We start from the raw sequence: 22,811 nt of genomic DNA, 5'->3' as shown, positions 1-22,811 counted from the left end.
GAGGATCAGCCCTTCACCAGCAGTCCGCGCCCGCGCAGCACCCGTCGCTCCAGCGGGCTGAAGATCAGCAGGTCGATGGCGATGCCGACGAACAGGATCAGGACGATCGCCTCGAACACCATCGCCATGGAGCTGGCGTTGCGGCCGTTCTCCAGCAGCGCGCCCAGGCCGATGCCCAGGTCGGGGGAGGAGGCGATGATCTCCGCCGCCATCAGCGACCGCCAGGAGAAGGCCCAGCCCTGCTTCAGACCGCTCAGGTAACCGGGCAGGGAGGCCGGCAGCACGATGTGCCAGGCGCCCTTCAGCCCGGTCGCGCCCATCGTGCGGCCCGCCCGCAGGAACAGCGGCGGCACCTGGTCGATGCCGGAGACCAGGCCGTTGGCGATGGAGGGGACCGCGCCGAGCAGGATCACCGCGTACATCATCGAGTTGTCCAGGCCCAGCCAGATCACCGCGGGCGGCACCCACGCCACCGACGGCAGCGACTGCAGACCGGACAGGACCGGGCCGATCGCGGCGCGCACGAACTTCACCCGGGCCACCAGCAGACCCAGCGGGGTGCCGATGGCGAGCGCCATCAGGAAGCCCAGCAGACCACGCGAGACGCTGGTCCAGATGTACCCGAGGAGCTTGCCCTCCAGCCACGCGTTCTTGAACTCGGCGCCCACGTCGGACGGGGACGGCAGCTTCGCCGGGTCGTCGACGACCCTGAAGGTGATCAGCGCCTGCCAGACCACCAGGACCACCGCGACCGCGACGATCGGCGGCAGGATCTTGTTGACGAAGGTCTGGCGGAAGGTCGTACCGGCCGCCGTCGACGTCTCGAGGGCGTCGAGGCCCGCCTCCACCCCCGCGATGCCGTTGTCGCGGACCGGGGCCTTCGCCGTCGGGTCGCTGGTCTCAGTGCTGGCCATGACGGCGGATCTCCCCACGCAGGACTTCGGTGATCTCCAGGGACAGCTCGGCGACGGGAGCGTCCTCGATGCGGCGCGGCTGCGGAATGCCGACCGTCCACTCGCGCGCCACCCGGCCCGGCCGGGAGGACAGGAGCACGACGCGCTGCGCGAGCCGCACCGCCTCCCGCACGTTGTGCGTGACGAACAGCACCGAGAGGCCCGTCTCCGCCCAGATCCGGGTGAGTTCGTCGTGCAGCACGTCCCGCGTGATCGCGTCGAGCGCCGCGAACGGCTCGTCCATCAGCAGCAGCCGCGCGTCCTGGGCGAGGGCCCGCGCCAGCGCCACCCGCTGGCGCATACCGCCGGACAGTTCGTGCACCCGCTTGCCGTACGAGCCCTTCAGCCGGACCAGTTCGAGCAGCTCCTCGGCGCGGCCGCGCCGGTCGTTCTTGGCAACTCCCCCCAGTTTCAGGGCGAGTTCGATGTTCTTGCCCGCGGTGAGCCACGGGAACAGGGCGTGCTCCTGGAACATCAGGGCCGGCCGCCCGTCGGTGCTGATCCGGCCGGCGGTCGGGGCGTCGAGCCCCGCCACCAGGTTCAGCAGCGTCGACTTGCCGCAGCCGGAGGCCCCCAGGAGGGTGACGAACTCGCCCGGCGCGACATCGAGGGTGATGTCGTCCAGGACGAGCTGCGGCCCGGCGGGGCCGGTGAAGGACTTCGAGACGTGCTCGATGCGGGCGGCGTGGGCCACCGACTCGGTGCCGTCGGCGGCCTTGGCCAGGGTGGTTGCCATGGTCGTCACCTCCTGGGAACTCTCGTGGTTGCGTGGTTACTCGACGCCGAGGCCGGCGTCGTCGACGGTGGGCTCACCCGCGGCCCGAAGGACCTTGTTCAGGGGCGCGAGGTCGTAGATGCCGTCCAGCAGCGGGTCGTCCAGCAGGCCGGCCTCGACCGCGTGCCGGGCCTCGCTGTTCAGCGTGGCCGCCAGCGGGTCGTCGGTGAACCGGATGGACTTCCAGGCCGGGTCCAGCACCTCCGCGGGCAGTGCCTTGCCGGAGTCCGCCTTCAGCTGCGCGTTCGCCGCCGCCTTCGCCTCGTCCGGGTGGGCGTCGATGTACTCGTTGACGTCGGCCGACGCCTTCAGGACCGCCTCGACGGCCTTCGGGTGCTCCTTGAGGAACTTCTGCGACACGATGATGTTCGTGATCACGAACTTCTTCTCGGGCCACAGGTCGGACTCGTCGAGCAGCACCTTCGCGCCCTCGGCGACCAGCTTGGACGCGGTCGGCTCGGGCACCCAGGCGCCGTCGACGGAGCCGGACCTGTAGGCGTCGGGGGTGATCTTGTTGTCGGTGCGGACGACGGAGACGTCGCCCTTGCCGCTCTCCGCGTCGACCTTCCAGCCCTGCTCGGAGATCCAGTTGAGGAACGCGACGTCCTGGGTGTTGCCGAGCTGCGGGGTCGCGATCTTCTTGCCCTTGACGTCCTTCAGGGACTTGATCTTCTTCGGGTCGACGACGAGCTTCACGCCGCCGGAGGCGGAACCGCCGATGATGCGCAGGTTCTTGCCGTTCGACTTGGTGTAGCCGTTGATGGCGGGGGAGGGGCCGATCCAGCCGATGTCGATGGAGCCGGAGTTGAGCGCCTCGATCTCGGACGGGCCGGCGTTGAAGACCTGGTACGACGCCTCGGTGGCGCCGAGAGCCTGCTGGAAGTAGCCCTTGTTCACGCCGACGAGGGCGGTCCCGTGCGTGAGGTTGCCGAAGTAGCCGATCCTGACGGAGTCGAGACCGTCGACCTTCTCCGCCCCGGCGGCGACCTTCTGCCGGGCCGGCTCGTCCTCGGCCTTCGAGCCGTAACCGCAGGCGGCGAGGGTCAGGAGGGGAAGCACCGCCATGACGGCGAGGCCGCGGCGAAGCAGGCGGCGAGGGCTGCCCCCGTCCGGACGGAGCCGGGGGAGGGGAAGGTTGGCAGGCACGGGAGGTCTTCCTCTCGTCGGCCCGGCGGTCACGGTCTCTCAGGTCGTGGCCGGGGGGTCGGCAGGTTTTCGTCTACGGCGGTGGGGGGTGCGGGCGCGCGGGCAGTGCGCGTACGTCAGCGCACACATCGCGCCACTCCGCCCTGCCCGCTGCCGACGGCGCCGCTGCCGACGCGGCCGCCCTCCTTCGCGAACGTGGAGTAGTAGTCGGTGGAGTTCACGTCAGAAGTCCCACCCGTCGTCCTCGGCCGGGTCCTTGACCGGCTCGGGGGAGGCGAACGACTCGCCGACCATGCCCGCGGTGAGGGTGGTGCCGTCGCTCGGGTCGATCAGGATGAACGAGCCGGTGCGGCGCGAGTCGGCGTAGGAGTCCACCGGCAGCGGCTCGGCGGTGCGGATCTTCACCCGGCCGATGTCGTTGGCGACGAGCTGTCCCGGGTGCGGGTGCAGGGACAGGTCGTCGAGGGTGAGACGGGAGGGGATGTCCTTGACGATCGCCTTGACGGTGCGGGTGCCGTGTCTGAGCAGCACCCGGTGGCCGACGGTCAGCGGCGCGTCGGCGACGTGGCACACGGTCGCCTCGACGTCCTGCGTGGTCGGCGGGGCGTCCTTGCTGGGCACGATCAGGTCACCGCGCGAGACGTCGATGTCGTCCTCCAGCAGGACGGTCACCGACTGCGTCGTCCAGGCCACGTCGACCGGCGTGCCGAGCAGGTCGATGCCCGCGATCCTCGTGGAGCGGCCGGACGGCAGCACCGTGACCTGCTCGCCCACCCGGAACGTGCCGGCGGCGATCTGGCCCGCGTAACCGCGGTAGTCGGGGTGCTCGGCGGTCTGCGGCCGGATCACGTACTGCACGGGCAGCCGCGCGTGGCAGTGCGCCAGGTCGTGGCTGACCGGGACCGTCTCCAGGTGCTCCAGGAAGGTCGGCCCGCCGTACCAGTCCATGGTCGCCGACGGCTCCACCACGTTGTCCCCGGCGAGCGCGGAGATCGGGATCGCGGTCACCTCGGGAACGCCCAGCTCGCCCGCGTAGGCGGTGAACTCCTCGGCGATCGCGGCGAAGACGGACTCCTGGTAGCCGACGAGGTCCATCTTGTTGACGGCGAGCACCACGTGCGGGACGCGCAGCAGGGCGGCGATCGCGGCGTGGCGGCGGGTCTGCTCGACGACGCCGTTGCGGGCGTCGACGAGGATCACCGTCAGCTCGGCCGTGGAGGCACCCGTGACCATGTTGCGGGTGTACTGCACGTGGCCGGGGGTGTCGGCGAGGATGAACCGGCGCCGGGCCGTGGCGAAGTAGCGGTAGGCCACGTCGATGGTGATGCCCTGCTCGCGTTCGGCGCGCAGGCCGTCGGTGAGCAGCGCGAGGTCGGGGCCCTCCTGGCCGCGGCTCGCCGAGGCGCGTTCCACGGCCTCCAGCTGGTCGGTGAGGATCGACTTGGAGTCGTGCAGCAGCCGGCCCACCAGCGTGGACTTGCCGTCGTCGACGGAACCGGCGGTGGCGAACCGCAGCAGGGTGGTGGCCGCGAGTTCCTCGGTCGTGATCGTGCTCATGCTTAGAAGTACCCCTCGCGCTTGCGGTCTTCCATCGCGGCCTCGGACATCTTGTCGTCGGCGCGGGTGGCGCCGCGTTCGGTCAGCCGGGAGGCGGCGATCTCGGCGATGACCTGCTCCAGCGTCAGCGCGTCCGAGTCGACGGCGCCGGTGCAGGACATGTCACCGACGGTGCGGTAGCGCACCAGGCGCTTCTCGACCTTCTCGCCCTCCTTCGGGCCGCCCCACTCGCCGGCCGTCAGCCACATCCCGGCCCGTGGGAACACCTCGCGTTCGTGGGCGAAGTAGATCTCCGGCAGTTCGATGCCCTCGCGGGCGATGTACTGCCACACGTCCAGCTCGGTCCAGTTCGACAGCGGGAAGACGCGCACGTGCTCACCGGGGGCGTGCCGGCCGTTGTACAGGTTCCACAGCTCGGGGCGCTGGCGGCGCGGGTCCCACTGGGAGAACTCGTCCCGCAGGGAGAACACCCGCTCCTTGGCGCGGGCCTTCTCCTCGTCGCGCCGCCCGCCGCCGAAGACCGCGTCGAACCGCTCGGCCTGGATCTTCTCCGTCAGCGGCAGCGTCTGCAGCGGGTTGCGGGTCCCGTCCGGGCGCTCCTTGAGCACTCCGCGGTCGATGTAGTCCTGCACCGAGGCCACGTGCAGCCGCAGCCCGTGCTTCGCGACCGCGCGGTCGCGGTAGTCGAGGACCTCGGGGAAGTTGTGCCCGGTGTCCACGTGCAGCAGCGCGAACGGCACCGGCGCCGGCGTGAACGCCTTCAGCGCCAGGTGCAGCATGACGATGGAGTCCTTGCCGCCGGAGAACAGGATCACCGGGTTCTCGAACTCGCCCGCCACCTCGCGGAAGATGTGCACCGCCTCCGACTCCAGGGAGTCCAGGTGGCTGAGGGCGTACGGGGAGTCCGTGCCCTCCTCGGTCCGTGCGACGGTCGTCACACCAGTCCCCTCTCGCTGAGCAGGGCGTACACCGACGCCGCGGACTCCTTGACGGTCTGGTTCTGGGACTCGATCCGCAGATCGGGCCGCTCGGGGACCTCGTAGGGGTCGTCGACCCCGGTGAGCCCGGTCAGCTCGCCCGCCGCCTGCTTGGCGTACAGGCCCTTGACGTCCCGCTCGCTGCACACCTCGACCGGGGTGGCCACGTGCACCTCCAGGTACGCCGTCGCGCCCTCCTCGTGGCGCTTGCGAACGGCCTCGCGGCTGTCGGCGTACGGCGCGATCACCGGCACGAGCGCCTTCACACCGTTGCGGGCGAGCAGTTCGGCGAGGAAACCGATGCGCTGCACGTTGGTGTGCCGGTCCTCGCGGCCGAAGCCGAGGCCCGCGGAGATGAACTCGCGGATCTCGTCGCCGTCGAGGACCTCGACGCGGTGGCCCTCCTCGCGCAGCCGGGCGGCCAGCTCGTACGCGATGGTGGTCTTGCCGGCACTCGGCAGACCCGTGAGCCAGACGGTGGCTCCGGTCGTCACGTGATTCTCCTGGGTCGCAGTGATCGCTTCTGTCACAGCAGGGGAGACGGGGGCCGGGTGAGTCGTTCCGATCGTCTCGGCGCCCGTCATCCGTGCAGCCCGCACTCGGTCTTCGCGCGGCCCGCCCAGCGGCCGGCGCGCGCGTCCTCGCCCTCCAGGACCCGGCGGGTGCAGGGGGCGCAGCCGACGGAGGTGTAGCCGTCCGTCAGCAGGGGGTTGGTCAGTACGCCGTGCTCGGCGACGTAGGCGTCCACGTCGTCCTGGGTCCAGCGGGCGATGGGGGAGACCTTGACCTTCCGCCGCTTCTCGTCCCAGCCGACGACCGGCGTGTTCGCCCGGGTGGGGGACTCGTCGCGGCGCAGCCCGGTCGCCCAGGCCCGGTAGCCCTTCAGGCCCTCTTCCAGCGGCCGCACCTTGCGGAGCGCGCAGCACAGGTCGGGGTCGCGGTCGTGCAGCTTCGGGCCGTACTCGGCGTCCTGCTCGGCGACCGTCTGCCGCGGGGTGAGGGTGATGACGTTGACGTCCATCACGGCCTCGACCGCGTCCCGGGTGCCGATGGTCTCGGGGAAGTGGTAGCCGGTGTCGAGGAAGACCACGTCCACGCCCTTGAGCACGCGGGAGGCCAGATGGGCCACCACCGCGTCCTCCATGGACGAGGTCACGCAGAACTCCTTGCCGAAGGTGTCCGCGGCCCACCGGAGGATCTCCAGCGCGGAGGCGTCCTCCAGGTCGCGGCCCGCCTGCTCGGCGAGCGACTTCAACTCCTCGGCGGTGCGGTTTTCCTGAGCAGTCGTCATATCGCCTCCCCTCCGTTGTCGGTGCGCCGGACTCCCCGGGCGAGCAGCCCGAGGAACTTCAGCTGGAATGCGCGGTTGCACGCGCCGCATTCCCAGGCGCCGGGGCCCTGCTCACCGGGACGCAGGTCCTCGTCGCCGCAGTAGGGGCAGTGGAAGGGGGCGGCGCGCTCGCTCATGCCGCGCCCCCCGTCTCGTCCGCCGTGCTCACGACAGGGCCTCCTCGCCCGCTCGCGCGGCCCACACGGCGAACCGCTCGCCGTCCTCGCGCTCGGCCTGGAACCGCTTGAGCACCCGCTCGACGTAGTCGGGCAGTTCGTCCGAGGTGACCTTCAGGCCGCGGACCTTGCGGCCGAAACCGGCCTCGAGTCCGAGCGCTCCGCCCAGGTGCACCTGGAAGCCCTCGACCTGCTCACCCGCGTCGTTGAGGACCAGCTGGCCCTTGAGACCGATGTCCGCCACCTGGATGCGGGCGCACGCGTTCGGGCAGCCGTTGAGGTTGATGGTGATCGGTTCGTCGAACTCCGGGATGCGGCGCTCGAGTTCGTCGATCAGGGTGGAGCCGCGCTGCTTGGTCTCGACGATGGCGAGCTTGCAGTACTCGATGCCGGTGCAGGCCATCGTGCCGCGCCGGAACGGGGAGGGCTTGGCGGTCAGGTCCAGCGCCCCGAGGGCCTCGACCAGCGACTCGACCCGGTCCTCCTCGACATCGAGGATGATCATCTTCTGTTCGACGGTGGTCCGGACCCGGCCCGAGCCGTGCGCCTCGGCCAGGTCCGCGATCTTCGTCAGGGTGGCGCCGTCCACGCGGCCGACGCGCGGTGCGAAACCGACGTAGAAACGGCCGTCCTTCTGGCGGTGCACGCCGACGTGGTCGCGCCAGCGCTCGACGGGCTGGGCGGGGGCGGGGCCGTCGACGAGCCTGCGCCGCAGGTACTCGTCCTCCAGGACCTGGCGGAACTTCTCCGGACCCCAGTCGGCGACCAGGAACTTCAGGCGGGCGCGGTTGCGCAGCCGCCGGTAGCCGTAGTCGCGGAAGACGGAGACGACGCCCTCGTGCACGTCCGGGACCTCGTCCAGCGGCACCCAGGCGCCGAGCCGGACGCCGATCTTCGGGTTGGTGGACAGGCCGCCGCCGACCCACACGTCGAAACCGGGACCGTGCTCGGGGTGGTCGACGCCGACGAAGGCGACGTCGTTGATCTCGTGCGCCACGTCCAGCAGCGGCGAACCGGAGACCGCGGTCTTGAACTTGCGGGGCAGGTTCGAGAAGGCCGGGTTGCCGACGATCCGGCGGTGCATCTCCTCGATGGCCGGGGTGCCGTCGATGATCTCGTCCTCGGCGATGCCGGCGACGGGCGAGCCGAGGATGGTGCGGGGCGTGTCACCGCAGGCCTCGGTGGTGGACAGGCCGACCGCCTCCAGGCGGTTCCAGATCTCCGGCACGTCCTCGATGCGGATCCAGTGGTACTGCACGTTCTGCCGGTCGGTGATGTCCGCGGTGCCGCGCGCGAACTCCTGCGAGATCTCGCCGATCACCCGCAGCTGCCGCGTCGTGAGCCGGCCGCCGTCGATCCGGACCCGCAGCATGAAGAACTCGTCGTCCAGCTCCTCCGGCGCCAGGACGGCGGTCTTGCCGCCGTCGATCCCGGGCTTGCGCTGGGTGTAGAGCCCCCACCAGCGCATCCGCCCGCGCAGGTCGTTGGGGTCGATCGAGTCGAAGCCGCGCTTGGAGTAGATCGTCTCAATGCGTGTCCGCACATTGAGACCGTCGTCGTCCTTCTTGAACTGCTCGTTGCCGTTGAGCGGGGTGAAGTGCCCCGCGGCCCACTGACCCTCGCCGCGGTGACGGCTCACCTTGCGGCGGGGCGCTGAGGCGGCAGGGTTGTCGGGGGTGGCGGCCATCGTGAATACGTCCTTCGGGACAGTGACGGGAAGGGGCCGGCGCGGGGCGCCGTCCATGAGGAACGGTGGTCGGGTGCCGGGCGGACGACCCTGACCTGCGCAGGCGGGAGCGCACCGGGGCACAGGTGCGCGTCGTTGCGCGGAGGGAGGCTGGAGGGGGCTGTCGGCGGGGCTTCGGCTCGTCAGCTCGCCGGACAGATGGCGCTGGACATGCGGCCGAGATCGACGTGCCGCCGACTCACCAAGGCAATTCCAGTTCCAGACATGACGGAAGCGTGTCACGGCGATCTGGACACAGTCCAGCTTCGTCCGTCATGTGGACACCCTGGTCCCGCTATGTGAGACCAGGGTGGTGTCTGTCACATGCTGTGCGTGATGTCTTGTCGACGCAGGTCAGACGGGGTATGCACCCGGCCAGGGACCCGGGGCGGCCACCTCGGGCTTCTCCTCGACCGTGGTGTCGAACAGCCTGAACCCGCGGCGCCGGTAGTTGTCCATCGCGTGCTCGCCGTCCAGGCTGCACGTGTGCAGCCACACCCGCTTCGTCTGCGGCAGCCCCGGCCAGCGGTCCGCGAGGTCCCAGGCGCGCGCGGCGCCGTACGACAGCAGGTGGCCGCCGATCCGCCGCCCGCGGAAGGCCGGGATCAGCCCGAAGTAGACGATCTCGACGGCCCCGTCGTCCTGCGGTTCCAGCTCCACGTACCCCGCGGGCGTCCCCCGGTCGTACGCCACCCAGGTCTCCACGCCCGGCCGGCCCAGATGCTCCCGCCACCGCGCGTACGTCCAGCCCAGCCGGTCGATCCAGCGGATGTCCCCGCCGACGGAGGCGTACAGGAAACGGCTGAACTCGGGCGAGGGCACCGCGGAGCGCACGATCCGCACGTCGCCCTCGGGCGCGGCGGCCGGCCGCAGGTCGCCCGGCGCGGTCTGCTCCAGGGACCAGGTGGTCACGGGGATGTCGGTCATGCCCGTCAGGGAATCATCTACTCCGCGGATCTGTCGATCGAGGCCAGCGGCAGCGCGAACAGCGTCCGGCCGGACTGCGTCCACACGTCACCGGTCTGGGCCCAGTACGACAACGACTCGGTCCGCGGGCTCCAGCAGTCCCGGCTGTCGTCGGCGCCGCAGCGCGCGGCCCGCGCGCCGTCCGCGTCCTGCCGCCACAGCGACCCGCGCCCGTCCTCGGCGCCGCCCCGGCTCACGTACCAGCCGTCCTCGTACGACAGCACACCGCGCACCCCGTTCGCCTCGGTGCGGTACGCCTGCGTCACGCCGACCCGCCCCGCCGGGTCACCGGCGAGGAGACCGGCCCGGCCGGGCGCGGTGTCGAAGGCGTACCGCCACAGCCGGGCGCCCCGGTCGCCGTCGTCGAGGGTCCACTCCCCGGCGACGAGGGTGTCCGGCGCGGTGCTGCGGTCCAGGGACACGGTGGCCGGGCGCGGGGCGCCGGAGCCGCCGCTCAGCCGGTAGGAGGCCACGGCCGGCAGGACGTACGGGGCGCCGTGCGCCGACCAGCCGCCGGGCACCCGGCCGACCGCCGCACCGGCGACCGTGGTGCGGTGGATGCGGTTGACGTCGTACACGTACAGCGCGGCCCGGTCCCCGTCGCCGGCGGTCACCAGCAGTTTGTCCTGGTACCAGACCATGCCGGAGACCCGGGAGACCAGGCCCCGGTAGTCGCGCCCCCCGTCCACGGGGACGGCCAGCAGCGCCCAGGTGTAGGAGAGCCGGTCCATGTCGTCGGCGTCCACGAACGCCACCCGGGCCAGACCCCGGTCGGCGACCGGGCCCGAGCCGCGCGACCAGCCGGAGACGATCACCCGGTGCGCGCCCCAGCGGCCGTCCTCGTCCGCGTCGCCCGAGGTGGTGACGGCGCCCGGCTCCCAGCCGGCGGTGTCGTCGGCGTTCCAGCAGTACGCGCGGGTGGCTTTCGGGGAGACGGGCAGGGCGTCGCGCTCGCCCCCGGTGCAGTCGGCCGCGTCGCGCAGTGAACGGGCGGCGCCGCTCAGCGCCTCGCCGACCCCGATCGACGGGCCCATCCCCGCGGCGAGCCGGTCCAGGTCGGCCGGCGGCACCGCCTCCTCCGTCAGCCGCAACGCGGCCGTGTCGGCGGACGACGTGAGCGGTTCCAGGGCGCCGGGGCCGTCGGAGACCGTCGCCTGGGAAGCACTGATCATGGTGGCGGCCGCGGTGAGCGCGAGGGCGGTTCCCGTCAGGAAACCGCGCAGCACCCTGCCCCGCCTGCGCCGGCGATGTCGGCCACGCTGCTTCATTCGTCCTCCCGAGGCGGGCCAACTGCGCCTGACGATCCTTGCGTTGCCCTAGGAGCAGGTGGGGTGACCCGTAGAGGGATGCTACGGCAGTCGGCGCCCGTGAGGGGGTGAAGACCTCATATCCGTACGGAAACTCCGGACGGAGACTTCGTACGGAAACAGGGAGGGCGCGCCGGGAGGGGACCCGTCGGGCCCGCTCCCGTTCCTCCCGTTCCTCCCGTTCCCGCCGGTCACGGCACGGGCCGGGCCCGCTCCACGAGCGCCCGCAGGTCCAGCGTGTGGGGCAGCGTCCCGAAGGCGGCACCGCCGTCGCCGCCCAGCCGCGAGGCGCAGAACGCGTCGGCCACCTCCGGCGGCGCGAACCGGACCAGCAGCGACCCCTGCAACACCAGCGCGAACCGCTCCGCGATCCGCCGCGCCCGCGCCTCCGCACCGTCCAGATCGGCCAGTTCGGTCAGCAGGTCCTTGATCGCCGCGTCCAGCCGGTGATCCGCCCCGCGCGCCCGCCCCACCTCCTGGAGGAACGCGTTCAGCGCCTGCGGCTCGCGACGCAACGCCCGCAGCACGTCCAGCGCCTGGACGTTGCCCGCGCCCTCCCAGACCGAGTTCAGCGGCGACTCGCGCACCAGCCGGGGCATCCCCGACTCCTCCACGTACCCGTTGCCGCCCAGGCACTCCGCGGCCTCCACCGTCACCGGCGTGCACCGCTTGGTCACCCAGTACTTGGCGGCCGGCACCGCGATCCGCAGCAGTGCCCGCTCCTGCTCGCCGTCGTCGTCGCAGGCCGCCGCGAGCCGCAGGCCCAGAACCGTCGCCGCCTCCGACTCCAGCGCGAGATCGGCCAGCACGTTGCGCATCAACGGCTTGTCGAGGAGTCTCCCGCCGAACGCCTCCCGGTACGCGCTGTGGTGCACCGCCTGCGCGACCGCCGCCCGCATCAGCCCCGCCGACCCCAGGACGCAGTCGAGCCGGGTCGCCGCCACCATGTCGATGATGGTGCGCACCCCGCGCCCCTCCTCACCGACCCGGCGGGCCCACGTCCCGTCGAACTCCACCTCGGCGGAGGCGTTCGACCGGTTGCCCAGTTTGTCCTTGAGGCGCTGGATCAGGAACGGGTTGCGCGTGCCGTCCTCCAGCACCCGCGGCACCAGGAAGCACGTCAGCCCCTCCGCGGCCTGCGCCAGCACCAGGAAACCGTCCGACATCGGTGCCGAACAGAACCACTTGTGCCCCGTCAGCACATAGGTCCCGGCCTCGGCCAGCGGCCGCGCGGACGTCGTGTTCGCCCGGACGTCGCTGCCGCCCTGCTTCTCCGTCATCCCCATCCCGAACAGCGCCCCCGCCTTGTGCCCGGCGGGCCGCAGCTCCCGTTCGTAGACCGTGGACGTCAGCCGCGGCACCCACTCGGCCGCCAGCTCCGGGTCGGTGCGCAGCGCGGGCACCGCCGCGTGCGTCATGGACAGCGGACAGCCGTTTCCGGCCTCCACCTGCGTCCACACCAGGAAGCCCGCCGCCCGCCGCACGTGTCCGCCCGGACGCGTCCAGGCCGCGGTCAGCCCCGCGCCGACCCCCTTGCCCAGCAGCCGGTGCCACGCGGGATGGAAGGCGACCTCGTCGACGCGGTGCCCGTAGCGGTCGTGCGTGCGCAGCTCGGGCGGATTCTCGTTCGCCTGCACCGCCCACTCCTGGAGCTGCGCCGACCCGGCGGCCCGGCCCAGCGCCGACAGCTCGCCGCGCGCCTCGTCGAGCAGTTCCGGATCGAGGTGCCGCTCCACCGCGGCCACCAGGGCCCGGTCGGTGCCGTAGACGTCGTGCCCGAGGAGGGGAGGGGGCTGGTTGGTCACGGTGTGCGTACTGCCTGCCATACCGCGAACCTACCCCCGGGTACGCGGGATCATGGCCTCGGGAGCCCGGCACGCGCCGCACGGCGCCCGCCGGGGCCCACCGGAGGTGAGTGCGGCCCCGCACGACGGATACCTTTAAGGCGTGCAGCCAGCAAGTCAGTCACCCGAGCAACCCGAGGCACCCGGCGGGCGTCTTCATCGGGCGCGTGCCCTCTACCGGAACGTCTCCAAGCGCAGGACCGCCTGGCTGCTGGTCAAGGACACGGTCAACTCCTGCATCGAGTACCGCATCCTCGGCCTCGCCGCCGAGGCCGCCTTCTTCACGCTGCTGTCCGTGCCGCCGCTGCTGCTCAGCCTCATCGGCCTGCTCGGTTACGTCGACGACTGGACCGGCACCGACACCATCAGCAGCCTGGAGGCCAACCTCCTCGACGCCTCGCGCACGGTCCTGTCCGAGAAGGGCGTCGCGCAGATCGCCCAGCCGATCCTGGACGACGTGATGAAGGGCGGCCGCCCCGACGTCATCTCCATCGGCTTCCTGTTCGCCCTCTGGTCCGGCTCGCGCGCGGTGAACGTCTTCATAGACACGATCACCGTCATGTACGGCCTCGACGGCGTGCGCGGCATCGTCAAGACCCGGCTGGTGGCGTTCCTGCTGTTCGTCGCCGCGCTGCTGCTCGGCGCGGTCGCGCTGCCCCTGATGGTCGCCGGACCCGACGCCGTCGTACGGGTCGTGCCGTGGTCGACGACGGTCGTCCAGGTCCTCTACTGGCCCGTCGTGATCCTGCTGTCGATCGCCTTCCTGACCACGCTGTACCACGTGTCCGTGCCGGTGCGCTCCCCGTGGATCGAGGACGTGCCCGGCGCGCTGGTCGCCCTCGCCATGTGGGTGCTCGGCAGCTTCCTGCTCCGCATCTACCTGGAGAACACCATCGAGGGGGCCACCATCTACGGCTCCCTCGCCGCGGCCGTCGCCGTCCTGCTGTGGATCGGTGTGTCCGCGTTCGCCGTGCTCGTCGGCGCCGCCATGAACGCCGCCATCGACCGCGTCTGGCCGGCCGCCGCGACGGCCGCCGTCCGCGACGCCAACGAGCGGCTGCGGCAGGAGGAGGCCGCCGAGTACGTCGCCCGGGTGGCCGCCGCCCGCGTCCACGAGGACCCCGACGACCCCGACATGCCCTCCGAGTTCCCCGAACGGTGGTCCCGGTTCCTGCCCCCGGAGGACGTCACGGGCCGCCTGCGCACCCACGCGAAGACCTCGCCGAAGGGGAACGGGAACGGGAACGGGAACGGGGAGGAGTGCCGGCCCCCCGAGGGGTGAGGCGCTGCCGCGGGCCGCGGCGGGGCGGCGCGTAGCCTGGGCCCCGTGTACGAGGAACGGCCCTCCCGGCTCGCCGGCGCGGTGGTGTGGACCAGCACCCCGCCGGGCGGCGCCCCGCGGCCCGTGCTGCCCGACGGCTGCATGGACCTGCTGTGGAACGAGGGCAGGCTGATCGTCGCCGGTCCCGACACCCGCGCGTACGTCCCCGACGGCCCGGCCACGGCCTGGGCGGGCGTGCGCCTCCACCCCGGCACCGCGCCCGCCCTCCTGGGCGTGCCCGCCCACGAACTGCGCGACCGGCGGGTGGACCTGACCGCCCTGTGGCCCGCGGCGACGGTACGGCGGCTGAGCGCCGGGATCGAGGCCGCGACGCACCCGGCGACCGCGCTGGAGGAACTGGCACTGGAGCGGGCCGCCCCACCCGACCCCGAGCTGCGCCGACTGGTGACCGCCCTCGCCGCGGGCCGCCCGGTCGCCACCGTCGCGGACGAACTCGGACTCGGCCCGCGGCAACTGCACCGGCGCTCCCTGCACGCCTTCGGCTACGGCCCCAAGACGCTGGCCCGCGTCCTGCGGCTCCAGCGCGCCCTGAGCCTGGCCCGGCGGGGGGTGCCGTACGCGGACACCGCGACCCGTGCCGGCTATGCCGACCAGGCGCACTTCGCCCGGGACGTGAAGGAGCTGAGCGGCATGACGCCGACGGTGCTGCTGGGCCGGGGGAGCCGGGGCTGAGAGGCCGGGGGCCGCTCAGGGGCCGGTCAGGGGTGCGAACAGGGGTGCGAACAGGTCGACCTCGTGACCGTCCGGGTCCTGTACGACGGCGTACCGCTGACCCCAGAAGGCATCCCACGGCTTCAGCTCGCCCGCGCACCCGGCCCCCACCAGCTCCCCGTACACCGCGTCGACCTCGGCCGGGTCCGCGCAGCGCAGCGCGAGGGAGTGCCGGCCGCCCCGGGCCGGGGTCTGCCTGCCGGGGTGGAAGGACCGGACGGTCTCCTCGGTGTCCAGCATCAGCCGCAGCCCGCCCGGCACCACGGCCTCGGCGTGCGGCTCCCGCTCGGCGCCCTCGGGGAACGCGAAGCCGAGCCGGCGGTAGAAGACGACGGAGGCGGCCATGTCGGAGACGACCAGGCCGATGGCATCGAATCGTGGACTCATGCGGCCCACCGTAGGCAGGGCCCGTCCGAGGAGTCTTGAAGGAAACGGACACACCGTCCCGCGTCGGCCAGGTCACCGGAAACACCGCTACCGCGGAACACCTGTGCGGCAGGATGACCGCATGATCCGTACCGCCCGCCTGCTCCCCGCCCTGCTGCTGGGGCCCGTGCTGCTCACCGCCTGCGGCAGCGAGCGGGCCGACCCCGCCGACCCCGCCGAACTGGCCTCCCGCGCACAGGCCCTGGGCATCGCGCCGGAGGCGGTGTACACCACCGACGCCCCCGGTCACACCCTCGCCCAGCAGTCCGTCGGCGTGCTCGGAGACGACGGCTTCTCCGCCGTCTACGTCTCCCCGCAGAAGGGGACACAGGTGCAACTCGCCGTCGACCGGGGCACGGTGACCGCCGCGACCTGCGAACGGCGAACCGGCACCGAAGCCGTCACGACACCCGTCACCTGCGTCCGCGACGGCGACGCCTGGTACCGCAGCGCCGGGCAGTGGGCGGAGTACGCCGTCCCGAAGAAGGACTTCGTCATCCGCGTCGGCGGCACGGACGTGCCCCGGGACGTCCTGCGCGAGGCCGTCGATCACCTGCACCGCCCCTCCGCCGACGAACTCGACACCCTCCTGCCGTCGGCACCGCCAGGCGGCGAACCGGTGGAGCGCGGCGACCTGCCGTCGTTCGGTGACGGAGCCCCGGACAACGACGTCGACGCGGGAGGATGAGACACCGCGGAGCCGGAGGCACTACGGGCGGGTGCCGCGTCACCGGCCCGGCGGCGCGGTGCTCGCCCGCTCCACCAGCCGTGTGGACAGCTCCGTGCGGGTCCCCTCCGGGTGCTCGCCGTCCATCATCCGCACCAGCAGCCGGAGGGCCGTCGCCGCCATCTCGGCCAGCGGCTGGCGGACGGTGGTCAGGGCCGGCGTGGTCCAGCGGGACTCGGGCAGATCGTCGAAGCCGACCACGCTGATGTCGTCCGGGACCCGTAACCCCCGTTCCGCCACGGCCTCGTAGACACCCAGCGCCATCCGGTCGGAGCACACGAAGACGGCCGTGGGCGGCTCGGGGAGGTCGAGCAGCTCGCGCATGCGGTGACGGGCCACGGACTCGTCGAAGCCGGCGTGGCGGACGTACTCCGGGCGGTGGCCGAGGCCCGCCGAGGCCAGGGCGGAGCGGTAACCGGCCACCCGAGCGGTGCTGCACATCCGGCGGCGCGCTCCGGCGATCACCGCGATCCGCTCGTGACCGAGGGCCAGCAGGTGCTCGGTCGCCGTGACGCCCCCCTGCCAGTTCGCCGCGCCCACCGACACCACGCCCGGCGGCGGCTCCAGCACCGGGTCGATCATCACGAACGGGATCCGGTGCTGTTCCAGCCACAGGTACTGGGACTCGGTCAACTCGGCCAGGTCGAACAGCACGCCGGCCGAACCGCGCGCGGTGAGCTTGTCCAGCCAGCCCCGCTGCGGACGGCCCGCCCGGGTGCGGGACAGGGCGGCCGAGACGACCACGTCCAGGCCGGCGTCGTGCGCCGCCTCCTCCACGCCGTGCAGGACCGCACCCGACCAGGAGCTGGCCAGGGAGCGCACCACGAGATCGACCAGCCGGGGCGGCTTCGCCGGGTCGAAACGGGGCCGGCGCACGTAACCGAGCCGGTCCAGCGCCTCCGTGACGCGGCGCCGGGTCTCGGGAGCGACGTCCTCGCGGCCGTTGACCACCTTCGAGGCGGTGGGCACGGACACCCCCGCCTCGCGGGCCACGACCGCCAGGGTCGGCCCGGCCGCCACGCTCGCACTGCCCGTGCGGACCATCGGGAACCACCTCTCCGGCCCGCCCGAGGGCCAGCGAACGTTCGACCACCGCCCTTTCGGAGCCGATCCTGACCGACGGCTCGCAGAAAGCGCTTGCTATCCTAGGTGTGCCTCGGCGCGGCGTGAAGACGTGGGGAACGGTCGCGCGGTGCGGACGAGGGCCCGGGTGCGGGTGTGGCGGGTACGGCGGCAGGGGTCGCCACGGCGCGACGGCGCGCCGCCGCGAGGGGGTGCTCCCGGTCAGGCCTCCTCGAAGCGCCTGCGCGAGGTCTCGATGTGGCCGAGGTACCGGTGCGTCCAGTCGCACAGTCCGTCGATCGTCACGCGCAGGGCGTGACCCGGCTCGGTCAGCGCGTACTCGACCCGTGGCGGCACCGTGGGATGGACGGTCCGCTCCACCAGGCCGTTGCGCTCCAGCATGCGCAGGTTCTGGGTGAGCATCTTGTGGCTGATGCCCTCGATCTCGTCCCGCAGCGCGCTGAACCGCAGCGTGCGGTCACCGAGCACCTCGATGATCAGGAGCGCCCATTTGTTGGCGACGTCCGAGAAGATCTCCCGCGCGAGCGAGTCCGCGCGGGTCAGGTCCGCGTCCTCGGGCGAGCCCTCGTACCGCTTGGTCACCATCTGGTTCCCCAGTCACCGAAAAGTGCGTTCTTCCTTGTCGGCCCACACTCTCCTACGGTTTCCGAGTAACCACAAGTGACCACGGGGCGGGTGTGGTGGAGCACTCCACCGACGCCCGCCCCCGCCCACTCGCGTGCTCGCACGTGCTCACGAAACTCACGAAGGAGACGGACGACATGGCCATCACCCTGCTGAATCCCCCCGGCCTGCCGGAGATCGACGCCTACCGGCAGGTGTCCGTCGGGACCGGTTCCCGGCTGGTCTTCGTCGCCGGGCAGGTGGCCTGGGACGCCGACGGGGTCACCGTCGGCGAGGGCGACCTCGCCGCCCAGGTCGAACGCTGCTACCTCAACGTCGCCACCGCCCTCGCCGGTGTCGGCGCCACCTTCGACGACGTCGCCAAGCTCACCGTCCACGTCGTCGACTGGACCCCCGACAAGATGCCGCTGTTCCTGGAGGGGGTCGCCCGGGCGGCCGCGAAGCTGGGCGTCACACCGGTGCCGCCGGGCACCCTGCTCGGCGTCGCGGCACTGGACGTGCCCGAGCATCTGGTCGAGATCGAGGCCGTGGCCGTCCTCGACTGAACGGCTTCCGGGGCGAAGGCCGGGCCCCGCGGGCCGGTTCAGGCCACCCGCGCCAGGTCCGCGCGACGTACCTCGTGGGCCAGGGGCAGTCCGTCGGCCAGCCGTTCCAGTTCCCCGACGACGACGCGGCCGAGCCGCTCCAGCTCGTTGCCGAGGGAACCCGCGATGTGCGGGGTCAGGAACACGTTCGGGAGCCGGTAGAGGGGGGAGCCGGCGGGCAGCGGCTCCGGCTCGGTGACGTCGAGGACGGCCTGCAGCCGGCCGGAGACCAGTTCGTCCGTGAGGGCGGTGTGGTCGATCAGCGCGCCGCGGGAGGTGTTGATCAGTACGCCGCCGTCGCGGACGAGAGCCAGCCGGTCCCGGTCCAGCAGGTGACGGGTCTCCGGGACGTCGGGCGCGTGCAGGCTGACGATGTCGCTGTACCGCAGCAGGTCTTCCAGCGGCACCAGCCGCGCGCCCAGTCCGACCGCCTCGGCGGGGGTGACGTACGGGTCGTGCAGGAGGACCTCGAACGCGTGGGGGCGCAGGAGTTCCAGCAGCCGGCGGCCCACGCGCGAGGCGCCGATGACGCCCACCCGGCGGCCGAGGTTGCCGAGGGGCGCCGTCTCGTCGGCAGTGGGGTGGGTGTGGGTGCGGCGGAAGCGCTCGCGGTGGGTGAACGCGTCCTTCCCGGCCAGCAGGATCATCGCGAGGGTGTACTCGGCGACCGGGACGGCGTTGCCGACCACCGCGCTGGAGACGGTGACCCCGTGGTTCCACAGGGGTTCCCCGACCAGCGAGCGGACGGAGCCCGCGGCGTGCAGGACGGAACGCAGCCGGGGAGCCGCCGCGAGCACGTCCGCGCCCAGCCGGGGGCAGCCCCAGCCGGTGATCAGGACCTCGGCCTCCGCCAGCGCGGCCGCGGCGACCGGATCGGTGAAGTCCCGTACGACGAGTGAGGGGTCGATGTCGGCCGTCCGCCGCAGCCGGTTCAGGAGCGGAGCGGGGAACAGCCGGGGGAGGTGCACCGGATCCATGGCGAACACGGCCCTGGGCGGCTCGGCGCTGGGCATGGCTCTCCTGGGGTGCGTGGGAAACCTGTTCCGAAAGCGCCTTCTACGGTAGGTGGGGCCGTCGGACAGGGTCAATCGGTCGGACACGGCCTTGCAGCCGCCGAGCCGCCGAGCCGCCGAGCCGCCGAGCCGCCGAGTCGCCGAGTCGCCGAGTCACCGAGCCGCCGAGTCGGCGGGCGCCGGGTCGGCCGTCGCCGGGCCGGCTGACGGTGGGCGCCGAACCGGCCACCGTCGGGCCGGCCGCCGCCGCGCCTCCCACCGTCGGGCCGGGTGGCGCGGTGCCGGGCGGCTTCTGGCCGGCCGCCGCCTGCCGGGAGGCGGCGGATCCTCGGCCAGATGGCGCCGGCCGGGTTTGGACGGCCTCGGGTACGCCGAACAGCCCTGCGGGAGACTCGTGCGCCGGAATTCCGCGTGCCGCTGTGGTGCTCTGGTGTCACCGGCGCACGAGCGCGGCGAAGGGCTGGTGGGCAGATGACGGCGGACCAGGCGACACCCGGGACCGGGGCTTGGCGGGATCCCGTGGCCACGACCCCGTACGGGGCGGTGCGCGGCCGGCGCGAAGGCGGGATCGCGGTCTTCCGGGGGATCCCGTACGCGGCGCCCCCCTTCGGGCCTCGCCGCTTCGGGCCGCCGCGGCCGCCCGAGCCCTGGGACGGCGTGCGCGACGCCGGCGCCTTCGGACCCACGGCGCCGAAACCGCCGTACTCCGAGGCCTTCGCCGCCTACCTGTCCGACCCGGTCGTGCCGGGGGACGACTGTCTCAACCTGAACGTCTGGACGCCCGAGCCCGGCCGGGGCGCGCGGCTGCCGGTCCTGGTGTGGTTCCACGGGGGCGCGCTGACCAGAGGCTCCTCGGCGGTGCCCGTGTACGACGGGCGGCACTTCGCGCGCGACGGCGTCGTGTTCGTCTCGGTCAACCACCGGCTGGGCGTGGAGGGCTACGGGCTGTTCCCGGACGTTCCCGCCAACCCGGGCCTGCGCGACCAGCTCGCGGCGCTGCGCTGGGTGCACGAGTCGATCGAGGCCTTCGGCGGCGACCCCTCGCTGATCACCCTGGCCGGGCAGTCCGCCGGTGCGATCAGCGCCGGCGCCCTGATCGCCGCCCCGCAGGCCCAGGGACTGTTCCGCAGGGCGGTGCTGCAGAGCGGGCCGCCGGAGGCCTTCGAACGGGACAAGGTGCGGCGCATGGTCCGCCGGATGGCGAACCGGCTGAAGGTCCCGGCCACCGCCGAGGCCTTCGCCGCCGTCGACCGGGACCTGCTGCTGCGCACCCAGGCGGAGATCGGCCGGCTCAGCAGCCCGGTGCTCGGCGGGCCCGCCTTCGGGATCGTCATCGACGGGGACCTCGTCCCGCGCCACCCGCTCGACGCCCTCGCCGACGGCGACGCGGCCCGCGGCACCGACCTGCTGCTCGGCTGGACCCGCGACGAGTACCGGTTGTGGCTGGTCCCGGGCGGCCTGATGGAGCGGGTGGACCGCCTCGGCGCCGTCGCCCTGGCCGGCGCCATGGCCCGCTGCCGCTGCGGTCCCGAGGTGCCGCGCGGTTACCGGGCCCTGTACCCCGGGGCGGGGACCGCCGAGACGGTCGGGCAGATGGTCACCGACCACCTGCTGCGGCAGCCGCTCCAGCGGCTGGCCGACGCCCGCCCCGGTTCGTCGTACGTGTACGAGTTCGCCTGGCCGTCGCTGCGGCCGGGCCTCGGCGCCTGCCACGCCCTGGAGCTGGGCTTCGTCTTCGACACGGGGGACCTGCCCGAGTCCGCGAGGCTGGCCGGGGACGGTGCTCCGCAGGACCTGGCCGACGCGATGCACGGCGCGTGGGTGCGGTTCGTCGCGACGGGCGATCCCGGCTGGGAGCCGTGGGACTCGACGCATCCGGTACGGGTCTTCGGCGAGGGCGACAGGGCCCCGTACACGGAACGCGGTCCACGGGACCGTGCACTCGCCCTGTGGTCGGCCGATGCCCGCCGGGCCGCAGAGGGGCGGGAAGAGCCGGAAGGGCGGGGAGGGCGGGAAGAGCCGGAAGGGCGGGGAGGGCGGGAAGAGCCGCCGGAAGGACGTGGAGGGCCGGAAGGACGAGGAGCGCCGGGAGGGCGGGAAGAGCCGGAAGGGTCGCAAGGACGAGGAGGATCGGAGGACGTTCGAGGGACCGGGACGCCCCCGACGCCCGCCCTCTCGGGCGTCCGGCCCGGCCGGACCCTGCGCGGCCCGGAGATACGCGCGGTGGTCCGCCGTCTGCGCCGCGCCGGAGGTGTCGGCCGGGACTGACTCCCGGCCGCCCGCGCCGGGGACCCGGCCGGGACCGCCGACTCACCGCCCTGACCACCTGAACCGCCTGGACCATCCGAACCGCCCGGACCGCCCGGACCGCCCGGACCGCCCGGACCGCCCGGACCGCCCGGACCATCAGAACCGCCCGGACCGTCCGCGCCAGGGGCACGGCTCCGGTCCGGTCACGCCGCGGTCAGCGTCCGCGCGATCGACGCGACCGCGTCCGGACCGACCCGGCAGCAGCCGCCGATCAGCCGGGCGCCCGAGTCCCGCCAGGCGAGGACCTGTTCGGGGGCGAACGTCGAGCGGCCGTTCCAGGCGCGGGCCTCGGCGTCCCAGGCCTCGCCGCTGTTGGGGTAGACGACGACCGGCTTGCCGGTCACCCGCGCCGCCGTCGTCACGGCGCCCTCGACGTCCTCGGGGGCACAGCAGTTCACACCGACCGCGATCACCTCGTCCGCCTCCGCCGCCAGGGCGAACGCCTCCTCCAGCGGCTGCCCGGCGCGGGTGCGGTCGCCCGCGACGCTGTACGACAGCCAGGCCGGCACGCCCAGTCCGCGCACCGCCCGCAGCAGCGCCTCGGCCTCCTCCGCGTCCGGCACGGTCTCCAGCGCCAGCACGTCCGGCCCGGCGGCCGCCAGCACCTCCAGCCGGGGCCGGTGGAACCGCTCCAGCTCGTCCACCGTCAGCCCGTAACGGCCCCGGTACTCGGACCCGTCCGCGAGCATCGCCCCGTACGGCCCCACCGACGCCGCCACCCACAACGGTCGACGGGCAACGCCCCCGTCCCGGGCCCGCCGGGCCGCCTGCTGAGCCAGCTCCACGCTCAGCGCGAGCAGCCGGGCCGCCTCCTCGCGGTCGATCCCGCGCTTCGCGAAGCCCTCGAAAGTCGCCTGGTAGCTGGAGGTGATGGCCACGTCCGCGCCTGCCTCGAAGTAGGCGAGGTGCGCCTCGGTGACGGCCTCGGGCCGCTCCGCGAGCAGGCGCGCCGACCACAGCTCGTCGCTCAGGTCGTGTCCGGCGGACTCCAGCTGGTTGGACATGCCGCCGTCGAGGACCACCGTCCCGGCGGCGAGCGCCGCGGCGAGGCCGGGGCGGCGCGGGCCGGAAGTCCGTGCCGAGGAGTCGTGGGCCGGGCTGCCGTGCGCGGAGGGACCGGGTGGGGAGGGGGTGTCGCTGGTCATGCCCCGACGCTAGTCGAACCCGGAACGGACGAGCCGGGGATGTCCACCAGGTGAGCAGATCGCCCACGATGTGGGACACCGGGCTACGA

The 22,811-nt window shown here is 73.0% G+C and carries 23 protein-coding genes; 5 read left to right on the top strand and 18 right to left on the bottom strand.

The genetic code is table 11. The features are described 5' to 3' along the window. Nucleotides 1-5: 5 nt before the first annotated feature. The 13 genes from ACH4N1_RS09970 to ACH4N1_RS09910 form a co-directional block, all read right to left on the bottom strand. Nucleotides 6-914, bottom strand: coding sequence for an ABC transporter permease (locus tag ACH4N1_RS09970; RefSeq protein WP_398095924.1), 909 nt, complete (start codon nt 912-914; stop codon nt 6-8). Then, nucleotides 901-1,689 carry an ABC transporter ATP-binding protein gene (locus ACH4N1_RS09965; RefSeq protein WP_398095923.1) on the bottom strand — a complete coding sequence of 263 codons (789 nt, stop codon included), beginning with the start codon at nt 1,687-1,689 and terminating at the stop codon, nt 901-903. The genes ACH4N1_RS09970 and ACH4N1_RS09965 overlap by 14 nt, the downstream gene beginning before the upstream one ends. A gap of 36 nt (nt 1,690-1,725) precedes the next feature. Beyond that, nucleotides 1,726-2,793, bottom strand: a complete 1,068-nt coding sequence (locus tag ACH4N1_RS09960; RefSeq protein WP_398095921.1) for an aliphatic sulfonate ABC transporter substrate-binding protein — start codon at nt 2,791-2,793, stop codon at nt 1,726-1,728. A 303-nt stretch (nt 2,794-3,096) separates the two neighbouring features. Next, a complete protein-coding gene (locus ACH4N1_RS09955; protein ID WP_398095920.1) occupies nt 3,097-4,431 on the bottom strand; it encodes a sulfate adenylyltransferase subunit 1 in 1,335 nt (444 codons plus the stop codon). A gap of 2 nt (nt 4,432-4,433) precedes the next feature. Continuing rightward, the gene (cysD, locus tag ACH4N1_RS09950; protein ID WP_398095919.1) at nt 4,434-5,369 is read right to left on the bottom strand and encodes a sulfate adenylyltransferase subunit CysD; all 936 of its coding nucleotides are present in this window, start codon (nt 5,367-5,369) and stop codon (nt 4,434-4,436) included. Next, a complete protein-coding gene (cysC, locus tag ACH4N1_RS09945; protein ID WP_398095918.1) occupies nt 5,366-5,902 on the bottom strand; it encodes an adenylyl-sulfate kinase in 537 nt (178 codons plus the stop codon). The genes cysD and cysC overlap by 4 nt, the downstream gene beginning before the upstream one ends. A gap of 86 nt (nt 5,903-5,988) precedes the next feature. Beyond that, the gene (locus ACH4N1_RS09940) at nt 5,989-6,699 is read right to left on the bottom strand and encodes a phosphoadenylyl-sulfate reductase (RefSeq protein WP_398095916.1); all 711 of its coding nucleotides are present in this window, start codon (nt 6,697-6,699) and stop codon (nt 5,989-5,991) included. Beyond that, nucleotides 6,696-6,875 carry a hypothetical protein gene (locus tag ACH4N1_RS09935; RefSeq protein ID WP_398095915.1) on the bottom strand — a complete coding sequence of 60 codons (180 nt, stop codon included), beginning with the start codon at nt 6,873-6,875 and terminating at the stop codon, nt 6,696-6,698. The genes ACH4N1_RS09940 and ACH4N1_RS09935 overlap by 4 nt, the downstream gene beginning before the upstream one ends. A gap of 28 nt (nt 6,876-6,903) precedes the next feature. Further along, nucleotides 6,904-8,601, bottom strand: a complete 1,698-nt coding sequence (locus ACH4N1_RS09930; RefSeq protein ID WP_398095913.1) for a nitrite/sulfite reductase — start codon at nt 8,599-8,601, stop codon at nt 6,904-6,906. Nucleotides 8,602-8,783: 182 nt separating this feature from the next. Beyond that, nucleotides 8,784-8,867, bottom strand: coding sequence for a putative leader peptide (locus ACH4N1_RS09925; RefSeq protein WP_309486338.1), 84 nt, complete (start codon nt 8,865-8,867; stop codon nt 8,784-8,786). Between the two features lie 127 nt (nt 8,868-8,994). Then, nucleotides 8,995-9,567, bottom strand: a complete 573-nt coding sequence (locus tag ACH4N1_RS09920) for a GNAT family N-acetyltransferase (RefSeq protein WP_398095912.1) — start codon at nt 9,565-9,567, stop codon at nt 8,995-8,997. Nucleotides 9,568-9,584: 17 nt separating this feature from the next. Further along, nucleotides 9,585-10,874, bottom strand: a complete 1,290-nt coding sequence (locus ACH4N1_RS09915; RefSeq protein ID WP_398095911.1) for a hypothetical protein — start codon at nt 10,872-10,874, stop codon at nt 9,585-9,587. A gap of 230 nt (nt 10,875-11,104) precedes the next feature. Then, nucleotides 11,105-12,739 (bottom strand): acyl-CoA dehydrogenase family protein, encoded by a 1,635-nt coding sequence (locus tag ACH4N1_RS09910; RefSeq protein WP_398095909.1) that lies wholly within the window; start codon nt 12,737-12,739, stop codon nt 11,105-11,107. 121 nt (nt 12,740-12,860) lie between these two features. Here ACH4N1_RS09910 and ACH4N1_RS09905 point away from each other — a divergent pair, with 121 nt between their 5' ends. After that, nucleotides 12,861-14,039: a YihY/virulence factor BrkB family protein gene (locus ACH4N1_RS09905; protein ID WP_398095907.1), complete on the top strand. Its 1,179-nt coding sequence runs from the start codon at nt 12,861-12,863 to the stop codon at nt 14,037-14,039. A 45-nt stretch (nt 14,040-14,084) separates the two neighbouring features. Next, nucleotides 14,085-14,771 carry a helix-turn-helix domain-containing protein gene (locus ACH4N1_RS09900; RefSeq protein ID WP_398095905.1) on the top strand — a complete coding sequence of 229 codons (687 nt, stop codon included), beginning with the start codon at nt 14,085-14,087 and terminating at the stop codon, nt 14,769-14,771. A gap of 15 nt (nt 14,772-14,786) precedes the next feature. Here the strand turns inward: ACH4N1_RS09900 and ACH4N1_RS09895 are convergent, their stop codons facing one another. Then, nucleotides 14,787-15,197, bottom strand: coding sequence for a VOC family protein (locus tag ACH4N1_RS09895; protein ID WP_398095903.1), 411 nt, complete (start codon nt 15,195-15,197; stop codon nt 14,787-14,789). Between the two features lie 121 nt (nt 15,198-15,318). Between ACH4N1_RS09895 and ACH4N1_RS09890 the strand changes: the two genes are divergently transcribed. Then, nucleotides 15,319-15,924: a hypothetical protein gene (locus ACH4N1_RS09890; RefSeq protein WP_398095901.1), complete on the top strand. Its 606-nt coding sequence runs from the start codon at nt 15,319-15,321 to the stop codon at nt 15,922-15,924. A 39-nt stretch (nt 15,925-15,963) separates the two neighbouring features. On the opposite strand, the gene ACH4N1_RS09885 is transcribed toward ACH4N1_RS09890, so the two are convergent. Then, nucleotides 15,964-17,007, bottom strand: a complete 1,044-nt coding sequence (locus ACH4N1_RS09885; RefSeq protein ID WP_382790917.1) for a LacI family DNA-binding transcriptional regulator — start codon at nt 17,005-17,007, stop codon at nt 15,964-15,966. 240 nt (nt 17,008-17,247) lie between these two features. Then, a complete protein-coding gene (locus tag ACH4N1_RS09880; RefSeq protein ID WP_382790915.1) occupies nt 17,248-17,631 on the bottom strand; it encodes a winged helix-turn-helix transcriptional regulator in 384 nt (127 codons plus the stop codon). Between the two features lie 176 nt (nt 17,632-17,807). Here ACH4N1_RS09880 and ACH4N1_RS09875 point away from each other — a divergent pair, with 176 nt between their 5' ends. Further along, nucleotides 17,808-18,215 (top strand): RidA family protein, encoded by a 408-nt coding sequence (locus ACH4N1_RS09875; RefSeq protein WP_398095898.1) that lies wholly within the window; start codon nt 17,808-17,810, stop codon nt 18,213-18,215. Between the two features lie 38 nt (nt 18,216-18,253). On the opposite strand, the gene ACH4N1_RS09870 is transcribed toward ACH4N1_RS09875, so the two are convergent. Further along, the gene (locus tag ACH4N1_RS09870) at nt 18,254-19,267 is read right to left on the bottom strand and encodes a hydroxyacid dehydrogenase (RefSeq protein ID WP_398095896.1); all 1,014 of its coding nucleotides are present in this window, start codon (nt 19,265-19,267) and stop codon (nt 18,254-18,256) included. Nucleotides 19,268-19,786: 519 nt separating this feature from the next. Here ACH4N1_RS09870 and ACH4N1_RS09865 point away from each other — a divergent pair. After that, nucleotides 19,787-21,535 carry a carboxylesterase/lipase family protein gene (locus ACH4N1_RS09865; protein ID WP_398095894.1) on the top strand — a complete coding sequence of 583 codons (1,749 nt, stop codon included), beginning with the start codon at nt 19,787-19,789 and terminating at the stop codon, nt 21,533-21,535. 185 nt (nt 21,536-21,720) lie between these two features. On the opposite strand, the gene mmuM is transcribed toward ACH4N1_RS09865, so the two are convergent. Next, nucleotides 21,721-22,722: a homocysteine S-methyltransferase gene (gene mmuM / locus ACH4N1_RS09860; protein WP_398095893.1), complete on the bottom strand. Its 1,002-nt coding sequence runs from the start codon at nt 22,720-22,722 to the stop codon at nt 21,721-21,723. Between the last annotated feature and the right edge of the window lie 89 nt (nt 22,723-22,811).

The organism is Streptomyces sp. NPDC017202 (genome assembly GCF_044331705.1).
In the GTDB taxonomy this organism is placed as follows: Bacteria; Actinomycetota; Actinomycetes; order Streptomycetales; family Streptomycetaceae; genus Streptomyces.
Note: the sequence above shows the minus strand (reverse complement) of the source record. Positions and strands in the feature narration are given on the sequence as shown.